General features: G+C 34.6%; 17 protein-coding genes and 1 pseudogene. 1 reads left to right on the top strand and 17 read right to left on the bottom strand.

The features are described from left to right. Window positions 1–12: 12 nt before the first annotated feature. The 8 genes from Q5O30_RS11045 to argC form a co-directional block, all read right to left on the bottom strand. On the bottom strand, window positions 13–441 hold the full coding sequence (locus Q5O30_RS11045; RefSeq protein WP_021953806.1) for a DMT family transporter: 429 nt from the start codon (window positions 439–441) through the stop codon (window positions 13–15). Between the two features lie 51 nt (window positions 442–492). Continuing rightward, entirely contained in the window at window positions 493–1,833 is a 1,341-nt protein-coding gene (locus Q5O30_RS11040) for an ATP-binding protein (RefSeq protein ID WP_021953805.1), read from the bottom strand. A 1-nt stretch (window position 1,834) separates the two neighbouring features. After that, window positions 1,835–2,521, bottom strand: a complete 687-nt coding sequence (locus tag Q5O30_RS11035; RefSeq protein ID WP_021953804.1) for a response regulator transcription factor — start codon at window positions 2,519–2,521, stop codon at window positions 1,835–1,837. A 32-nt stretch (window positions 2,522–2,553) separates the two neighbouring features. Continuing rightward, window positions 2,554–4,197, bottom strand: a complete 1,644-nt coding sequence (locus Q5O30_RS11030) for a Na/Pi cotransporter family protein (protein WP_021953803.1) — start codon at window positions 4,195–4,197, stop codon at window positions 2,554–2,556. Window positions 4,198–4,376: 179 nt separating this feature from the next. Next, window positions 4,377–5,558, bottom strand: a complete 1,182-nt coding sequence (locus tag Q5O30_RS11025; protein WP_021953802.1) for an aspartate aminotransferase family protein — start codon at window positions 5,556–5,558, stop codon at window positions 4,377–4,379. 9 nt (window positions 5,559–5,567) lie between these two features. Continuing rightward, entirely contained in the window at window positions 5,568–6,497 is a 930-nt protein-coding gene (gene argB / locus Q5O30_RS11020; protein WP_021953801.1) for an acetylglutamate kinase, read from the bottom strand. A gap of 31 nt (window positions 6,498–6,528) precedes the next feature. Beyond that, window positions 6,529–7,761 carry a bifunctional glutamate N-acetyltransferase/amino-acid acetyltransferase ArgJ gene (gene argJ, locus Q5O30_RS11015; protein ID WP_021953800.1) on the bottom strand — a complete coding sequence of 411 codons (1,233 nt, stop codon included), beginning with the start codon at window positions 7,759–7,761 and terminating at the stop codon, window positions 6,529–6,531. A gap of 12 nt (window positions 7,762–7,773) precedes the next feature. Next, window positions 7,774–8,814 (bottom strand): N-acetyl-gamma-glutamyl-phosphate reductase, encoded by a 1,041-nt coding sequence (argC, locus tag Q5O30_RS11010; RefSeq protein ID WP_021953799.1) that lies wholly within the window; start codon window positions 8,812–8,814, stop codon window positions 7,774–7,776. A gap of 266 nt (window positions 8,815–9,080) precedes the next feature. Here argC and Q5O30_RS11005 point away from each other — a divergent pair, with 266 nt between their 5' ends. Continuing rightward, window positions 9,081–10,307 (top strand): argininosuccinate synthase, encoded by a 1,227-nt coding sequence (locus Q5O30_RS11005; RefSeq protein ID WP_021953798.1) that lies wholly within the window; start codon window positions 9,081–9,083, stop codon window positions 10,305–10,307. A 119-nt stretch (window positions 10,308–10,426) separates the two neighbouring features. Here Q5O30_RS11005 and Q5O30_RS11000 read toward each other — a convergent pair whose 3' ends face one another. The 9 genes and pseudogenes from Q5O30_RS11000 to Q5O30_RS10960 all read right to left on the bottom strand — a co-directional run bounded on the left by Q5O30_RS11000 (window position 10,427) and on the right by Q5O30_RS10960 (window position 16,432). Next, the gene (locus Q5O30_RS11000; protein WP_021953797.1) at window positions 10,427–10,987 is read right to left on the bottom strand and encodes a DUF2247 family protein; all 561 of its coding nucleotides are present in this window, start codon (window positions 10,985–10,987) and stop codon (window positions 10,427–10,429) included. Further along, window positions 10,975–11,085, bottom strand: a pseudogene (locus Q5O30_RS10995) (transposase); the annotation flags it as partial. The pseudogene Q5O30_RS10995 and the gene Q5O30_RS11000, both read right to left, overlap by 13 nt. A gap of 299 nt (window positions 11,086–11,384) precedes the next feature. Then, window positions 11,385–11,834, bottom strand: a complete 450-nt coding sequence (locus Q5O30_RS10990) for a hypothetical protein (protein ID WP_021953796.1) — start codon at window positions 11,832–11,834, stop codon at window positions 11,385–11,387. 2 nt (window positions 11,835–11,836) lie between these two features. Next, the gene (locus tag Q5O30_RS10985) at window positions 11,837–12,841 is read right to left on the bottom strand and encodes an RHS repeat-associated core domain-containing protein (RefSeq protein ID WP_021953795.1); all 1,005 of its coding nucleotides are present in this window, start codon (window positions 12,839–12,841) and stop codon (window positions 11,837–11,839) included. Next, window positions 12,810–12,980, bottom strand: a complete 171-nt coding sequence (locus Q5O30_RS10980) for a hypothetical protein (RefSeq protein ID WP_021953794.1) — start codon at window positions 12,978–12,980, stop codon at window positions 12,810–12,812. Before Q5O30_RS10980 ends, Q5O30_RS10985 begins: the two co-directional genes overlap by 32 nt. A gap of 288 nt (window positions 12,981–13,268) precedes the next feature. Further along, entirely contained in the window at window positions 13,269–13,709 is a 441-nt protein-coding gene (locus tag Q5O30_RS10975; protein ID WP_021953793.1) for an immunoglobulin-like domain-containing protein, read from the bottom strand. 182 nt (window positions 13,710–13,891) lie between these two features. After that, window positions 13,892–14,509: a sugar O-acetyltransferase gene (locus tag Q5O30_RS10970; RefSeq protein WP_021953792.1), complete on the bottom strand. Its 618-nt coding sequence runs from the start codon at window positions 14,507–14,509 to the stop codon at window positions 13,892–13,894. A 20-nt stretch (window positions 14,510–14,529) separates the two neighbouring features. After that, window positions 14,530–15,219 (bottom strand): ABC transporter ATP-binding protein, encoded by a 690-nt coding sequence (locus tag Q5O30_RS10965; protein WP_021953791.1) that lies wholly within the window; start codon window positions 15,217–15,219, stop codon window positions 14,530–14,532. A 1-nt stretch (window position 15,220) separates the two neighbouring features. Then, window positions 15,221–16,432, bottom strand: a complete 1,212-nt coding sequence (locus Q5O30_RS10960; RefSeq protein WP_021953790.1) for an ABC transporter permease — start codon at window positions 16,430–16,432, stop codon at window positions 15,221–15,223. Window positions 16,433–16,494: the final 62 nt, after the last annotated feature.

Raw genomic sequence — 16,494 nt, 5'->3', positions numbered from 1 at the left:
TTTTAATATTTTTTATCGGTGAAAAATGTAAATTCCTACAATTGCCACTAAAGCACCTACTAATTTGCTCCATTCAAAACCTGTTTTTTCAACTCCAAACAATCCAAAAACCTCAATAAGATATGCCACTACTATCTGTGAAATTACTATTATCATTACCGCCTGAGCCGGCCCTAAGCTATCCATGCTTTTAATTACCGTTAAAGTAATAAATGCTCCTATAACGCCTCCTAACAGCATATACTTGTTTTCCATTTGAAACATTCCCGCAACATTTTGTTTTCCGGTTATAAACCATGCTATTACGCAAACAAAAAAAGCAGTCAGCTGTACCCACGAATTGGCGGCCCATACACTACTGCTTTTTGTAACTTCTGTATTAAAAACACCCTGAATACTCATAAGTGCTCCTGAAATTAATGCTATTATAAATCCCCACATAACTACTCTCCTTAAAACTTAATAGTTATATGATTACCGGATTTTTCTACATTATGCATCTTTTTCAATTTTTGTAAATTCAATGGAAATAACAGTCCCCTGACCTATTTCACTTTTAATCACAATTTCAGCATTATGCTGTTCTGCTATATGCTTAACTATTGCAAGACCAAGTCCCGTTCCTCCTGTTTTCTTTGAACGTGCCTTGTCAACTCTGTAAAATCTTTCAAAAATACGCTCCTGCTCCTTTGGGGCAATTCCTATTCCATCATCCTTTACCCTTAAAATAATCTTACTATCCTTTTCAAACACTGAAACCCACACATGGCCCTTTGGCTTATTATATCTGATGGCATTGTCACAAAGATTATATAAAATCTCCTGAATCATATTCTGATTTCCATAAATAATACAATTCTTTTCTATATCCTTAGCAAGAAGGGTTATTTTATGCTTTTCAGCATGCATTTGTAACATTTCCACACAATTTTGTGCTTCATCACTTAAATCCACCGGAGCCTTTTCCATATTTCCATCCATAACATCTAACTGAGACAATTCAATGATGTCATTAATTAATGATAAAAGTCTGTTAGCACTCTTATGTATTTCACTGGCAAAATGTTTAATATCTTTTTCCTTTGCTATTCCTGTTTCAATAAGTTCAGCATATCCGGAAATAGCTGCTAACGGTGTCTTTAGTTCATGGGACACATTTGCCGTAAAATCCTGTCGCATATTGGCACTTTTCTTCAACGCCTTATGCTGGCTGTGAATTTTGTCAAGAAACGGCTGGATTTCCTCATAACTTTCTAATACCTGATCATCGTCTAAATGTTGAGCCATTTGCTCAATAGGTTCCACCAATCTCTTTGCCAAAAGCTTTGATGCCACAAGACAGATAACTACCGTAAGTAACATTTCTGCCATAAGTATTGGCAAAATGTTAAAGCAGAACTGCCAGATACTTAAAACTTCCTTTGCAACTCTGATAACTCTTCCGTCACTCATTTTTTCCGCATAATAATACGTGGTTTTATCAAGGGTACTGGATTTTCTTTTTGCCTCTCCACTTCCCTTTTCTAAAGCCTCATGAACTTCAGGACGATTTCCATGATTTTCCATGGTTCCAATATCAGCATTGCTGTCATATATTACCTTTCCGTCACTATCAATAACGGTAATTCTCAAATTGTCAATTTGAGGATCAAAATCCTTTTCCACATATTCCAAAACAGCTTCCGTTGATTTTAAAATATGAACGTGGGTTTTCAAGTCCTCCATTACCTGTTCGCTAAACAATCCGTGAAAAACCACAACTGTAATACACATTGTAAGCAACATCATGGCAACAGAAATACTTGTCATTCTTGAATATAATTTCTTTTTCACTCTATCTGTCCTTTCTGTAATTCAATGTATATCCCACATTTCTTACAGTCTGTACTAATGCTCCCTTGTCACCCATTTTTTTTCTCAATGTCTTTATATGCATATCCAGAGTTCTTGATTCCCCTTCATAATCAATTCCCCACACACGGTCTAATATCTGTCCACGCTGAAGGACAATTCCTGAATTTTGCATAAGCATTTTTAATAATTCATATTCCTTAAAAGTAAGTTCACATGGATTTCCATCAATGGTAACCTGATGTTTTGCATCATCAAGAACAATCCCCTCAAACTCCAGATTCATGGCGGCATCATCTAAACCTGCCCGTCTTAACACTGCCTTAACCCTTGATATAAGTTCCATTATTCCAAAAGGCTTGGTAATATAATCATCTGCCCCCTGATCTAATCCCTTAACCTTATCCATTTCAGTAGTCTTTGCAGTAACCATTATTATCGGAATCTTTGCAGTGCCTGCACCTGTTCTCAAATCCCTGAGTATGCTTAAACCGTCTCTGTCCGGAAGCATAACATCAAGAATAACCAAATCAGGATATTCAGCCTTTATTTTTTCTTCAAAATCCTTTGCATTTTTAAAAATCTCCACACTATATCCTGCATTTTTCAGTGCGAATTGCTCGATTTCTGCAATATTCTTATCATCTTCTACTATATATATTTTCTGCATCCTGTTCTCCCGGCGAAATTATAAACAGTGTTTTATTTTTTTTCAGGAAGTATTGAGTATGCGATATTTATGGCGTGGTCCGCAATTCTCTCATATCCTATAATCAAATCCGTAAATATAAGACCTGATTCAATGGAGCATTTGCCTGCTGCCATTCTTTCCACATGATCTTCCTGCCAATCTATCTTCATCTGATCAATAGTATCTTCTAATTTATTAATTTCCTCAAAAGTAGAATCATCCTCTTTAACGAAAATCTCTCTGGCTTTTTCAAAAATTTCAATAACCTTGTCATACATAACTTTCAGTTCATTAATTCCATCCGGAGAAAACTCTATCTTCTGTTTTTTCTCCTTTAAGGCATCATCCATTATGTTGACAGCATGGTCACCAATTCTTTCTACGTCAATAATAACATGGAACAGTCCGCCTAAACGTTCCCTGTCTTTTAAAGGGAGATCATATCTGTTAGCACTAACCATATATTCGGTTATTCCATGACTTAAATAATCTATATATTTCTCTCTTTTATATACTTCTTCTGCTGTTTCGTATTTTTTATCAATAAGTGCTTCCGATGCCAGCTTTAAGTTAGTTTCAACCATTTCTGACATTCTCTCAATTTCCTGAACTACTTCAACTAATACAGTAGCCGGAGTTCTTGCACCGGATGTTCCAATAAACTTAAGAATCATTTCATCCTCGTCATGCTCTTCACCCGGTTTTGCGTGAATAACCTTTCTTGATAGCTTAATCAGAAGATTTGAGCATGGAAGAAGAATTACACACTGAGCTGTTTTAAATATGGTATCTGCGTTAGCAACAAATCTCTTGAAATTTTCTGCTCCGCTTATGGCAAACACTCCATTTATAACATGTTCCCCTGCAAAAATAAGAATAATTGAAAATACAACAAGTCCTACCACATTAAACATTAAATGTATAAATGCCGCTCTCTTGGCATTTCTGCTGGCTGACATTGCCGCCATAACAGCCGGAGTACATGAACCGATATTTGCTCCTAAAATAAAGAAAAGACATGGCAATGGTTCCACAAGTCCGGCTCCTGCTAAAAGAACCAGAACGCTTACCGTAACTGATGAACTTTGTAATATTGTTGTAACAATTAATGCTGTAATAACAGCTATAACCGGATTGTTAAGTGCTTCAAACAACACATCAAACTGATGAAATTCAGGTACATGCTGTAATGCATCTGTCATAAAATTAATTCCTAAAAACAATGAACCAAATCCGAATATTACTGCGGCAATTTTATCTAATAACGGTTTCTTGAAAAAAGAAAGAATAACTGCTCCAATAAAGATAATAAAAGGTGCCACTGCAGTAAGCTTTAATGATACTAACTGGGATGTTATTGTTGTTCCTATATTAGCACCGAAAGTTATGCCAACAGACTGCCCTAATGTCATAATTCCTGCGTTTACAAAGCCAACTTCCATAACTGTTGTAGCTCCTGATGACTGTATAAATGCAGTAAATAAAGCTCCAAATACAACTGCCTTATATTTGTTTGTGGTACATCTGTTAAGTATGCCACGTAGCTTCTGTCCTGCTGCCTGCTGTAAACTGTCACTCATGTATTTCATACCAAAAAGAAACAGCGCCAGACCACTTAGTAAATCCATTACTAAATTCATCATTGTGTAATCCATAATGTCTTATCTCCTATGCAATGTTAATTTCTAAATTATTTTAATTACATTCCTATACAGAATAGTACCTTAACATTCCTATGTAAAGTCTATGTAAAATTTTAACATAAATTTTACATAAAAACCAGAAAAAAAGAGTGTCAAAGTATTTAAACCCTGACACACTTTCTTAATTACTATTATATACATTCTTTTAGAATATTAATCATTTCATCAACATTTTCTTTTGTTATAATAAGTGGTGGCAATAATCTAAGTACATTTCCCGCTGCTGAAATAACCAGCAGTCCTTTTTCTATTGCCTTGTTAATTGTATCTCCCACAGGTGTTTTTAGAACCAGTCCCTGCATTAAACCTTTTCCACGTCTTAAAACAATATTTTTATTTTCATTAACCAACTCATCCAGTTTTTCCTCCAAATAAGCGCCTACATTTTTTACATTTTCAAGGATATTTTCTTCCTCATATATGTCAAAAACTGCATTAACTGCTGATGTAACAAGAGGATTTCCACCGTAGGTTGTTCCATGGTCTCCAGGCACTAAAGAGTTGCAGCATTTCTTTCCTGCCACAAAGGCTCCAACAGGCACCCCGCATCCCAATGCCTTAGCAGATGCGATTATGTCAGGCTTTACATTATAATTCTGAAATGCAAACATTTCTCCTGTACGACCCATTCCACACTGAACCTCATCGCAAATCATTAAAATATCCTTTTCATCACATATTTTTCTGATTCCTTCAATAAATTCCTTATCAGCAGGATAAATACCGCCTTCACCCTGAACAGGTTCTAAAATAATGGCACATGTTTTATCATTTACTAATGCCTTTACACTGTCTAAATCATTATATTCAGCAAACTTTATACCTGAAATCATAGGGCCAAAAGGCTTCTGATAATGCTCATTTCCCGTAAGTGCCAAAGCTCCCATGGTTCTTCCGTGGAATGAATGTCCCATGGCAATTATTTCATGATCTGACTTTCCATCACGGTCATAAGCATAACGTTTTGCCATTTTTAATGCACCCTCTATGGCTTCTGCACCACTGTTTGTGAAGAATGCCTTTTCAAGCCCTGAAGCCTTAACTAATTTTTCAGCTGCTAAAACTGCCGGCTCATTGTAAAACAAATTAGATGTATGCATTATTTTATCAATCTGTGATTTAATTGCATCTGTATATTTTTTATTTCCATAACCTAAGCTGGCAACACCTATTCCCGATGCAAAATCCAGATATTTTTTTCCATCTGCATCATAAATATACACACCCTTTGCCTTATCCATTACGATTTTATATCTGTTATATGTGTGTACAAAATATTTGTCTCCAAGCTCCATATATTCCTGTGTTGTCATTTTCTTCTCCTACTTTCCTAATTCAGTATCTGTATAAAACTTTTCCTGTTCATCATCTAAAATTGCTGTTCCAATACCTTTGTTGGTAAAGATTTCAAGCAAAATACTGTGAGGTATTCTTCCATCTAAAATATGTACTCTTGATACTCCGTTTTTAATGGCTCCCATACAGTTTTTAATTTTTGGAAGCATTCCACCTGCAATTATTCCATCATCAATAAGCTTTTGTGCCTCTGAAACAGTCATTTCAGATATAACAGATGCTGCATTATCAGGGTCCATGTAAACCCCTTCCGTATCTGTTAAAAATGCAAGTTTCTCTGCCTTTACAGCTTCTGCTATGGCACTGGCAGCATCATCAGCATTAATGTTATATCCGTGGAAGTTTTCATCTAAACCAATAGGACATACGATAGGAAGGAAATCCTTTTCTAACAAATCTAATAAAATATCTGTATTTACCTTTGTAACTTCTCCTACATATCCTATATCTTCTCCTTCAGATAATTTCTTTTTAACTGTTAAAAGTCTTCCATCTTTACCACTTATTCCAATAGCTCTTACCCCTAACTGTTCCACTATCTGAACAAGTTTTTTGTTTACACTGTTAAGAACCATTTCTGCTGCATCTAATGTTTCATCATCTGTTACACGCAAACCATTAATAAACTTTGTATCCATTCCCAATCTGTCAATATGACGGCTGATTGCCTTTCCGCCGCCGTGAACAATAATAGGTTTAAAGCCTACTAACTTTAACAATGTTATGTCCTGAATAACACTTGTCATAAAATCCTCGTCAAGCATGGCACTTCCGCCATATTTTACAACAATAATCTTTCTGTTAAATCTCTGGATATAAGGCAATGCTTCAATAAGAACATCTCCTTTCTCTATCCATTTTTCCATATGTAAATTCTGCTGTCCCTTCATTAACATTACCTTTTGCCTCTCTTCTTCCTTTTTTATATTAACTTCTGTAATCCGCATTAATGCTTACATATTCATGGGTTAAATCACATCCCCATGCCGTAGCTTCATATTCTCCCATTTTCACGTCTGCAATAGCTGTAACTTCGTTTTCTGAAAGAATCTTTGTGGCAACCTCTTCACTGTAATCTGTTGCCATACCATTTTCTACTATCTTGATTTTTCCTGCCTTGCTTTCAAAATAAATATCTACAATGTCAGGATTAAATTTTGCATCAGAGTATCCCATGGCACATAAAATTCTTCCCCAATTTGCATCATGGCCATAAATTGCAGCCTTTGTAAGACTTGAAGTTACGATTGACTTTGCAAGGGTAACTGCCTGTTCCTTACTTTCTCCGTTAATAACTTTAACTTCAAAAAGTGCTGTGGCACCTTCCCCGTCCCCTGCAATTTTCTTTGACAAATAAACATTTACCTCATGAAGTGCTTCCACAAATTTGTAATAATCCTCATCCATAACCATAATGGTTCTGTTGTTTGCCAGTCCGTTTGACAAAAGCAGTACCGTATCGTTAGTTGATGTGTCTCCATCAACAGATACCATATTAAATGTATCTTTTATATCTTCACTTAATGCATGATAAAGTAAATCCTTTGAAATTCTTACATCCGTTGTAATAAATCCAAGCATTGTACACATATTTGGATGAATCATTCCTGAACCTTTACACATTGCACCTATTTTACATTTTTTCCCGCCAATTTCAAATTCAAAAGCAATTTCCTTTGGCATTGTGTCAGTAGTCATTATTGCCTGGGCAGCCATATGACCACCTTCCTCTGTTTCATCCAGTGTTGGAGCTAAAAGTCCTATTCCGTTGACAATTTTGTCCATTGGCAACTGGGCTCCAATAACACCTGTAGATGCCACTAAAACCTCATCCTTCTTTATGTCAAGTGCATCTGCCGTAGCCTGTGCCATCTCTTCACAATACTTCATACCCTGTTCTCCTGTACAGGCATTGGCAACACCACTGTTACATACAACTGCATGTACAAAAGGTGAACAATAAATAATATCCCTATCCCATTTAACCGGGGCAGCCTTAACCTGATTAGTAGTAAAAGTACCGGCAGCCACACACGGGGTTGCACTATAAATCATTGCCATATCTTTTTTCTTTGGATTTCCCTCTTTGATTCCTACTCTAAGTCCCATTGCAGCAAATCCTAATGGAGCAGTAACTCCGCCTTTAATCTTCTTTAACATTGTATATCCTCCTTATGGGAACATAGGAACCTGCTTCAGTCCCTCATTCTCTTCTAATCCAAATAATAAATTCATGTTCTGGACAGCCTGACCTGCAGCTCCCTTTATAAGATTATCAAGGGCACCCATCATAATAATTCTGCCTGTTCTTTCATCTATTTTAAAGTTTACGTCAACAAAGTTGCTTCCTTCTACCCACCTTGTTTCAGGGCACACATCTTTATCTAATACTCTTATGAAAAATTCATTTCCATAATACTTGTCATATATTGCCCTGACTTCATCATATGTAACTTTCTTTTTAAGGTTAGCATATGCAGTAACTAAAATTCCTCTCTGCATTGGAACAAGATGAGGTGTAAAGTTAATAATCACTTCTTCACCTGCTGCGTAACTTAACTGTTCCTCTATTTCCGGTGTATGTCTGTGGGTAGTTACCCCATACGCCTTAATATTTTCATTTACTTCACAGAAAAGATTAGGAACCTTAGCTCCTCTTCCGGCTCCTGATGTACCTGACTTTGCATCCACTATAATGGATTTCGGATCAATTAATCCTTCCTTAGCTAACGGATAAATCGAAAGAATACTACAGGTTGTATAACATCCCGGATTGGCAATAAGTCTTGCCCCTTTAACTTTATCTCTGTTTATCTCACAAAGTCCATACACAGCTTCATCAATAAACTGTGGACTCTGGTGCTTTATTCCGTACCATTTTTCATATGTAGCAACATCTTTTATTCTGAAATCTGCACTTAAGTCTATTATCTTAACTTTATTTAAAATTTCTTCGGTAACTAATGAGCCACACAATCCCTGAGGTGTAGCTGTAAATATCACATCAACTTCATCTGCAAGTTTCTCCATATTATCATCGAGGCATTTGGCATCAACTATTTTAAACATATTTCTAAATACGTCTCCGTAGTTTTGATCCACATAGCTTCTTGAACCATACCATATTACTTCTGCTTCCTTATGCTGCTGAATAAGACGTACTATCTCAACTCCCGCATATCCCGTAGCACCAATAATTCCTACTTTAATCATCACAAAACCTCTCTTTTTTATCAATTACTCTGATATGATATTTTAGTCTTTTCATTATTAAAATACAAGTCCAAGCTTCACATCCTGGCATATTATACACCTATCCCAGAAATTATGCAAGTTTTATACACATCTTTCATAAATTATTCATATAATCTTATTTTTTTCTTGATTTTTATGCATCCATGATGTATAGTATCAGATGTTAGAGTTATGTCTTTGATTTAGACATTTAAAATAAGAAAATATATTGGAGGATTTGTAAAATGGCAAAAGAAAAAGTTGTTTTGGCATATTCAGGCGGACTTGATACTACAGCTATCATCCCTTGGTTAAAGGAAAATTATGATTATGACGTTGTTTGCTGTTGTGTAGACTGCGGACAGGGAAATGAATTAGACGGACTAGATGAGAGAGCTAAATATTCAGGTGCAGCTAAATTATACATAGAAGATATTACAGATGAATTCTGTGATGATTACATTGTTCCATGTGTACAGGCAGGTGCAGTTTATGAAAACAAGTATTTACTTGGTACCTCAATGGCAAGACCGGGTATTGCCAAAAAATTAGTTGAAATTGCAAGAAAAGAAGGTGCTGTTGCTATTTGCCACGGTGCTACAGGAAAGGGAAATGACCAGATTCGTTTTGAACTTGCCATTAAAGCATTAGCTCCTGATATTAAAATCATTGCTCCTTGGAGAGATGATAAGTGGACAATGGATTCCCGTGAAGCTGAAATTGAATATTGTAAGGCTCATGGTATTCATCTTCCATTTGGAACAGACCAGAGCTACAGCCGTGACCGTAACCTCTGGCATATCAGCCATGAAGGTCTTGAACTTGAAAATCCGGCTAACGAGCCAAATTATGACCACCTTTTAGTATTAGGTGTTACCCCTGAAAAGGCTCCTGATGAAGGTGAATATGTTACAATGACTTTTGAAAAAGGTGTTCCTACATCAGTCAACGGAAAGCAGATGAAGGTATCTGATATTATACGTGAATTAAACAGACTTGGTGGCAAACATGGTATCGGTATTGTAGATATTGTTGAAAACCGTGTTGTAGGTATGAAGTCCCGTGGTGTTTATGAGACTCCCGGTGGAACAATTCTTATGGAAGCTCATAAACAGCTTGAAGAATTAGTTCTTGACCGTGATACAATGAATGCGAAAAAAGATATGGGCAACAAGATGGCACAGATTGTTTACGAAGGAAAATGGTTTACTCCTCTCCGTGAAGCTGTACAGGCCTTTGTTGAATCAACTCAGGAATATGTTACAGGCGAAGTTAAATTTAAACTTTACAAAGGAAACATCATTAAAGCCGGAACAACTTCTCCATATTCATTATACAGTGAAAGCCTTGCATCATTTACAACAGGTGATTTATACGACCACCACGATGCTGAAGGATTTATCACATTATTCGGTCTTCCTTTGAAAGTCCGTGCAATGAAAATGCAGGAAGTAAAAAATAACAATAAATAATATTTAGGATTCGGTTTGGATTTTCCCATAAAAAACATTCCGTTTTCAAAAAACAGGACTAATCAGTACATAATACCGGTAGTCCTGTTTTTTATTATATTCCACAGTATTCTTTTAATCTACCTTTTCAATCGCACTAATTTTTTTCTTTGCTGTAATAAATATTCACTCCAATTATTATAAAATAAATTGTTTTCTTTATCCAACTCATTTTTCGAAGGTATGTAACTAACAACCTTTTTCATTGATTCTGGAAATCCAAAATCATCATACACTACTTCAATAACTGTAGCAGGGTTTTCGAAGATTTGTTTGTTTTCATACAAATAATTCATAACAGCATAAAGTATTTTATCTTTTGCTTCTTGTCTTTCTTCAACTGTTGTTCGTTCAACAAATTTATTTATATAGTTTTCTATTATTTCTTCTCGAATCAACTCATTTGCCTTTATACACGCCAATTCTATTATTAAATCATCACTTTGATCCAGTTCCATTAAATGCACGGCATATTCAACTGCTGCTTCAATATCAAAATAATCATTTTCTATTGCAAACATAATGTCTGCCCAATTTATCTGAACTAACCGCAGAGCATAGGTAACAGGTATTTTAATTGAAAGCGAATTTGTAGGGCAAGTACTGTTAACTATCAACTCATCTATTATTTCATTTCGCATAGTTTTATCAATATATCACGTGTATTTTCCCTGTATGCTCCATATATTGCTTTTCTCATATACTTTGGGATAAATACTATGTGATACTTACACATCATTTGTCTTATTTGCCATTAAAATCACCTTTCCTTTCGTTTATAATCGGCTTGAACAACCTTATTATAAATGGAAATGTGATTTTTTGTATAACATCTACCGCGCACCCGCATAGCGGGTGGTTTATGTTTCGCACGCTTTGCGGACTCAACAGGGGCACGACCCATAAGTTAAAACTCACTAGTCTCCTGCTATGCAGGTGGCTAGTGAGCTTTAAACCAGCAAGGCACAACATTTTATGATATTATAAATGTTGCATCTTACTTACAACTTGTTATTTAACACTTTCATTCTTTATTTTTTACTCATCAAATCCAACAAATGTAGTATAAATTAACTTTCTTTTCCAAGATTTAATGTCGGGCATATGCTCTTTTACAAAATATATCGTCTGATAAGTGAATTTTCTTTCTCCCTTTTCTCCACAACAATATATGCATATTCGACCTGACTCTTTTTCTATTTTTGATACTTGCCCTATCTTGTAACGAAAAATCTCCTTATTAGTAACAATCTCCACTGTTTCACCATTCACTAAATGAACCCCTATTACCATATTTTGATAATGTCTAAAAAGAAAGAGCATTATTCCTCCCCCCATTTCTATCGCCAATATACACAAAAGAACAATTTTCCACTTTCCTTCACATATATTCATTACCATTGCCGGCACCAATACAATCGTTAAAAAGATACATACTAAGATATTTACTATTTTAATATGTTTAAAAAATTTTTTTCCAATATTCATAACTAATATATCCTTATATTTTTATTATTATATACACGAATCGTTTTTTTCATCGCATAAATATATATATTGGTATATTGAGAATATTTTGTCACTTTAACTTTAGCACCTATATGAGATTTTGTTACTGATGTCCCATTTTTTATACTAGATAATTTCCATTTAACTATTGTCCAAGTCCATCCAACTTTAACTTGCCAATACGGAATAGGTGCAAAAGATGCTCCATAACCAACACTTGCTGAAAATCCATTTCCATTTTGTGATAGTTCTGCAGCTCCTGAACCAGATAGATGTATACCAACACTAAACGATGCTCCTGTTGACAAACCAATTCCATTTAAGCTATTTACATTCTTCTTTTTAGGATAATACGCAAGATAACCACTAATATATGCAGACGCATTAGTAATACAAAGTACTCCAAATGCAAGTGTTACTGATAAATTTGTTCCATCATAATTTACACCCACCATAACATAAAGTCCTAATACAAAGGCAGCACCCAACTCAATTCCTGCTGAAACTACCCAATATCCACTAGGGTCAATATATTTTATTGGATTATTATTACAATAAACATATAAATTATCTTTAAATATACTTCCTTCATTAATTCCTATAATTTCCGTATCATCTGCATTAACAAATCTACAAATATTAGTATCATAATATCTGCTCTGCAGATAATAAAATCCCGTCTCTTCATCCCTGTAATAACTTCGATATGTTATATGATTTAATGCGTATGCAGTCTCATTTCCTTCATAACATACCGTGTCAGTTATATTTCCCCACGCATCATATGCATAAGTAGCGATTTCTGTCCCTCTTGCATCCAGAAGTCCGATGACATCTCCCTGAAGATTTTTCTCATAGTATACCCTTGTCTTCTTCAGGCTGTTATCCATTTCACTTATCTGGCTGTACTCAAAACCGATAACGCTGTCATTGCTGTCATAAAAGTACCAGACATCATATGCCTTTTCCGTTGCCTTGTAGGTCACTATATGTTACGCCATCATATCCCCTCACTACTCCGTATTTCATAAGCAACTCATCATATTCTTTCAATATGCTTCGTTCATCTTTGTATATTTCCTGCCTTCTTTTTTCTAAAAAATCAATTAGTTGATTACTTTTCATACCTGACATCCACTCCTTTTATGACTTTGCCTGTATGTATCTTATAGCCTCAGCGCATTTTCCAGATTTCATCATTTTCTCTGATTAAATTATACACTTAAGCTCCACTAACCTAAATATACAACGCCCTTTATTCAATTCATATATGGATACCCGCTAAAGTCAAATGATACAAATTCCAGTTTAACGTATTTTTTCCCTTCTCTGTCACGATAGAAGTGATTTTTCTCATCTACATATGAAAATAAATTTCCAACATTTAGTACAACTTAATAACTAACCATTTCACTATTTAATTTTAAATGATTTTGTTTTTACAAACTTAATTTTGTACTTTCCTCTAGACAAATTCTTTCCAAAGAATTTTTTCCATTTTAATTTTACAGTAACGCTTTTGCCACTCCTCGCCACTATCGTTTTACAGAACACTGCTTTCTCACTGAATTTCACTTTTTTCCATTTATTCTTTCCATGTTTCTTTAAAACAAACAATTCTGAAAAATAGAAATCTTTTTTCCCATTATTTTTAATCTTAATTTTAATTTGTTTTTTTGTAGCCTTTAATACTTTAACTGTTACTTTCCTGCTACTCGTTGTCATGTTTGTTTTATCCGACCCGGCATAAACGTTATTTACGTTATATGCATTAAATATTAGACCACTAAACATTATCAATATAACAATCAAATATTTTTTCATTTTATGCTTGCAATATAATTTTTTATACATTACGTTCCCCTTTCTTCAAAAAATCAATTGTAACCATTTGATTCGATTTCTTAGCTCTTCTTTTACTATTTCAAATTCATTTTTTAATATAATTTTCTCCAATTAATTATGCCCCTCAATACCATATATTACCGCTCTCATCTGATAAACCTATTATACCATCCCCCCGAAGATTTTTCCCACTAAAATAATTCTTTCCTGTATTTTATTGAATCTTTTTCTGTAATTTTCCGAATTACCCTGCATGGATTACCTGCTGCAAACACTCCTTCCGGAATATCTCTGGTAACCACACTTCCTGCTCCAATAATGGCACCTTTTCCTATGGTAACGCCACCACACACTGTTACATTTGATGCAAGCCAGCAACCGTCTTCAATATTAATTGGTGCCGCATATTCTTCATCATATGGTGTGCCATCTTCCTTAAACTTAACTTTACGCTCTTCTATTAACATTGGATGAATTGGTGTTGCCAATGTACAGTTAGGCCCCATTAACACATCATTGCCTATAATAACCGGACAGCAATCCAAAACCACCAGATTAAAATTAACAAAACAATTTGTTCCAAAGACAGTATTTACTCCATAATCAAATTGTACCGGTCCCTGAATGGCTGTGCCCTTTCCCATATTGGGCAATAATCCTTTTAGTATCTCCTCTCTTTTTTCCACTTCATCTTCATATGTATCATTATAATCCTTTGACAACTTATGGGCATTTGTACGCTTCATTGCAAGAACCTTATCTGATGAATCATAAATCATGCCTCTAATCATCTTTTCTTCTTCTGTCATCCTAACACTCTCCTACGACTTTATTGAACCACCCCATCCTTAATATGTATGGTTCTGCCACACATCTGTGCGACTCTTTCATCATGAGTTACAATTATAACCGTTTTCCCCTGATTATTCAATTTAAGAAATACTTTCATTATTTCCTCGCCTATTTTGCTGTCTAATGCCCCTGTCGGCTCATCTGCCAAAATTATTTCCGGGTTATTAACTAATGCTCTGGCAATTGCCACCCTCTGCTGCTGACCACCTGATAACTGTCCCGGTTTCTTGTTTTCGTGATTTTTCAATCCAACCTTTTCTAAGATGTCAGAAGAACTTTTATCCATTACTTTTTTACTGATTTTTTCCTTACCCTTTTTGTAAATATTTGAAAATATAAGACTCATTTTTACGTTTTCTTTTGCAGATAATTCTTTTATTAAATTAAAATTCTGAAATACAAAACCTATTTTTTCATTTCTAGCCATTGCCAATTCATTATTGCTTAATTTTGACGCTTCTATCCCGTCCAACATATATTCTCCTGAATAATTATTATCTAATAATCCCAGAACATTAAGCATTGTTGATTTTCCCGAACCTGATGGTCCCATAATGGCTACCATTTCACCCTTTTCAATGTTTATAGAAATATTTTTTAATATTTGTTGTCTGCTTTCTTTTTCTCCAAAGAATTTATTAATATTTTTTAACTCAATTATATTCATTTTACTTGCCTGCTCCTTCGTTTATAAGTTCTACCGGTTCCTGACCTGCAATTTTTCTCATAGGTAGCAACTCACATACAACCATGCATACAATCATAACGAGCAGTGTAATTGCCACATTTTCTAATGTTATTTTAAAGCCCTCAGATGCCATAAAGAATGTTACTGCAAGACTCCCTGCTATAGAGATTACAAAACTAATGAAAAACATAACCATACCTTCCCCTAATGTCATAATAAGCAAATGTTTTTTTGATAATCCCATGGCATAATGAATACCAAATTCCCGTTTTCTTAGCACCAGATTAGACAATATTGTTCCAATTGTTCCTAACAATGACAAAACAATAATTATAATTGCAAATATCATTGTAGCTAAAATAACTGTTTTCTGTTTATTGTAATATTGTTCAATCTGACTTTCCAGGCTAATAAACTGTATGTTTTTTCCTACATTTTCATATTCATCTGATAATCTGTCCTCAATATTCTCCATATCGCTATTTGCCTTGATTAAAACATTATTCTCATAAGCCAAATCAGAAAAATCTGCTATTTTAGGAAATACCATAAAATCTTCTTTATTTTTAATAGTATCCGAAATACATGTGGCATTCCCTGTAAATATATAAGAATTTTTATCTGCAACAGCCACTACCATAATAGTGGCATTATATGTATCCTCATCTATCATATATTCTATGTTATATTTTTCATTAAGCTTATATTTATCCCTTAATGAATAACTAACAATAACAGGAATAACATCATCGTCATTGTAATTTACCAATTTTTCTATGTTGCCATCCTGAAATTTCCACTTTGCCATATTGATAAAATCTTTATTTACCATAATAGCATTGTCAACCATATTATTTTCATCATAAACACTAATATTGTCTAAAATACCGATAGAGACATTTGTATCACTTTTTATTTCGTCATATATGGTGCTGTATTTATCTTTTTGAGTTTTTGGTGGCTCCTTTCCTACAACTTCTCCGTCCTCTTCGTCATCACTTTCATCCTCTGTAACTGACATTTGCACCGTATCTGAATCCATAATTGATTCAATGTTTCTTCTATATTCCAAAACCTGCTGCACCATACAAATACTTAACAGCAAAGAAAAAAATGCAATTGAAAACTGAATTATGTTAAGGACACTTTTTTTCTTATGAATCTTAAAACTTTTCAAAATAATGCTAATCATATTTCCTCCTAATAATATGTAGTGCCCCCTCCCTTCGGGTCAGCGGCATTTCGTCGGAAACA

The sequence above is a fragment of the Eubacterium sp. CAG:161 genome, assembly GCF_000432355.1.
GTDB classification, from domain to species: domain Bacteria; phylum Bacillota; class Clostridia; order Lachnospirales; family Lachnospiraceae; genus Eubacterium_G; species Eubacterium_G segne.
This window is presented reverse-complemented; position numbering and strand designations above follow the sequence as displayed.

Bases quoted from the DNA above. Each gene is read 5' to 3' on its own strand.
- Q5O30_RS11000 (WP_021953797.1), bottom strand. From the start codon at position 10,987: ATGCGAAATGAAATAATAGATGAGTTGATAGTTAACAGTACTTGCCCT.
- argJ (WP_021953800.1), bottom strand. From the start codon at position 7,761: ATGTTAAAGAAGATTAAAGGCGGAGTTACTGCTCCATTAGGATTTGCT.
- Q5O30_RS10975 (WP_021953793.1), bottom strand. From the start codon at position 13,709: ATGTATAAAAAATTATATTGCAAGCATAAAATGAAAAAATATTTGATT.
- Q5O30_RS10960 (WP_021953790.1), bottom strand. From the start codon at position 16,432: ATGATTAGCATTATTTTGAAAAGTTTTAAGATTCATAAGAAAAAAAGT.
- Q5O30_RS10970 (WP_021953792.1), bottom strand. From the start codon at position 14,509: ATGACAGAAGAAGAAAAGATGATTAGAGGCATGATTTATGATTCATCA.
- Q5O30_RS11030 (WP_021953803.1), bottom strand. From the start codon at position 4,197: ATGGATTACACAATGATGAATTTAGTAATGGATTTACTAAGTGGTCTG.
- Q5O30_RS11035 (WP_021953804.1), bottom strand. From the start codon at position 2,521: ATGCAGAAAATATATATAGTAGAAGATGATAAGAATATTGCAGAAATC.
- Q5O30_RS10990 (WP_021953796.1), bottom strand. From the start codon at position 11,834: ATGAATATTGGAAAAAAATTTTTTAAACATATTAAAATAGTAAATATC.
- argB (WP_021953801.1), bottom strand. From the start codon at position 6,497: ATGTTAATGAAGGGACAGCAGAATTTACATATGGAAAAATGGATAGAG.
- Q5O30_RS11005 (WP_021953798.1), top strand. From the start codon at position 9,081: ATGGCAAAAGAAAAAGTTGTTTTGGCATATTCAGGCGGACTTGATACT.
- Q5O30_RS10980 (WP_021953794.1), bottom strand. From the start codon at position 12,980: ATGAAAAGTAATCAACTAATTGATTTTTTAGAAAAAAGAAGGCAGGAA.
- argC (WP_021953799.1), bottom strand. From the start codon at position 8,814: ATGATTAAAGTAGGAATTATTGGTGCTACGGGATATGCGGGAGTTGAG.
- Q5O30_RS11045 (WP_021953806.1), bottom strand. From the start codon at position 441: ATGTGGGGATTTATAATAGCATTAATTTCAGGAGCACTTATGAGTATT.
- Q5O30_RS10965 (WP_021953791.1), bottom strand. From the start codon at position 15,219: ATGAATATAATTGAGTTAAAAAATATTAATAAATTCTTTGGAGAAAAA.
- Q5O30_RS11025 (WP_021953802.1), bottom strand. From the start codon at position 5,558: ATGACAACACAGGAATATATGGAGCTTGGAGACAAATATTTTGTACAC.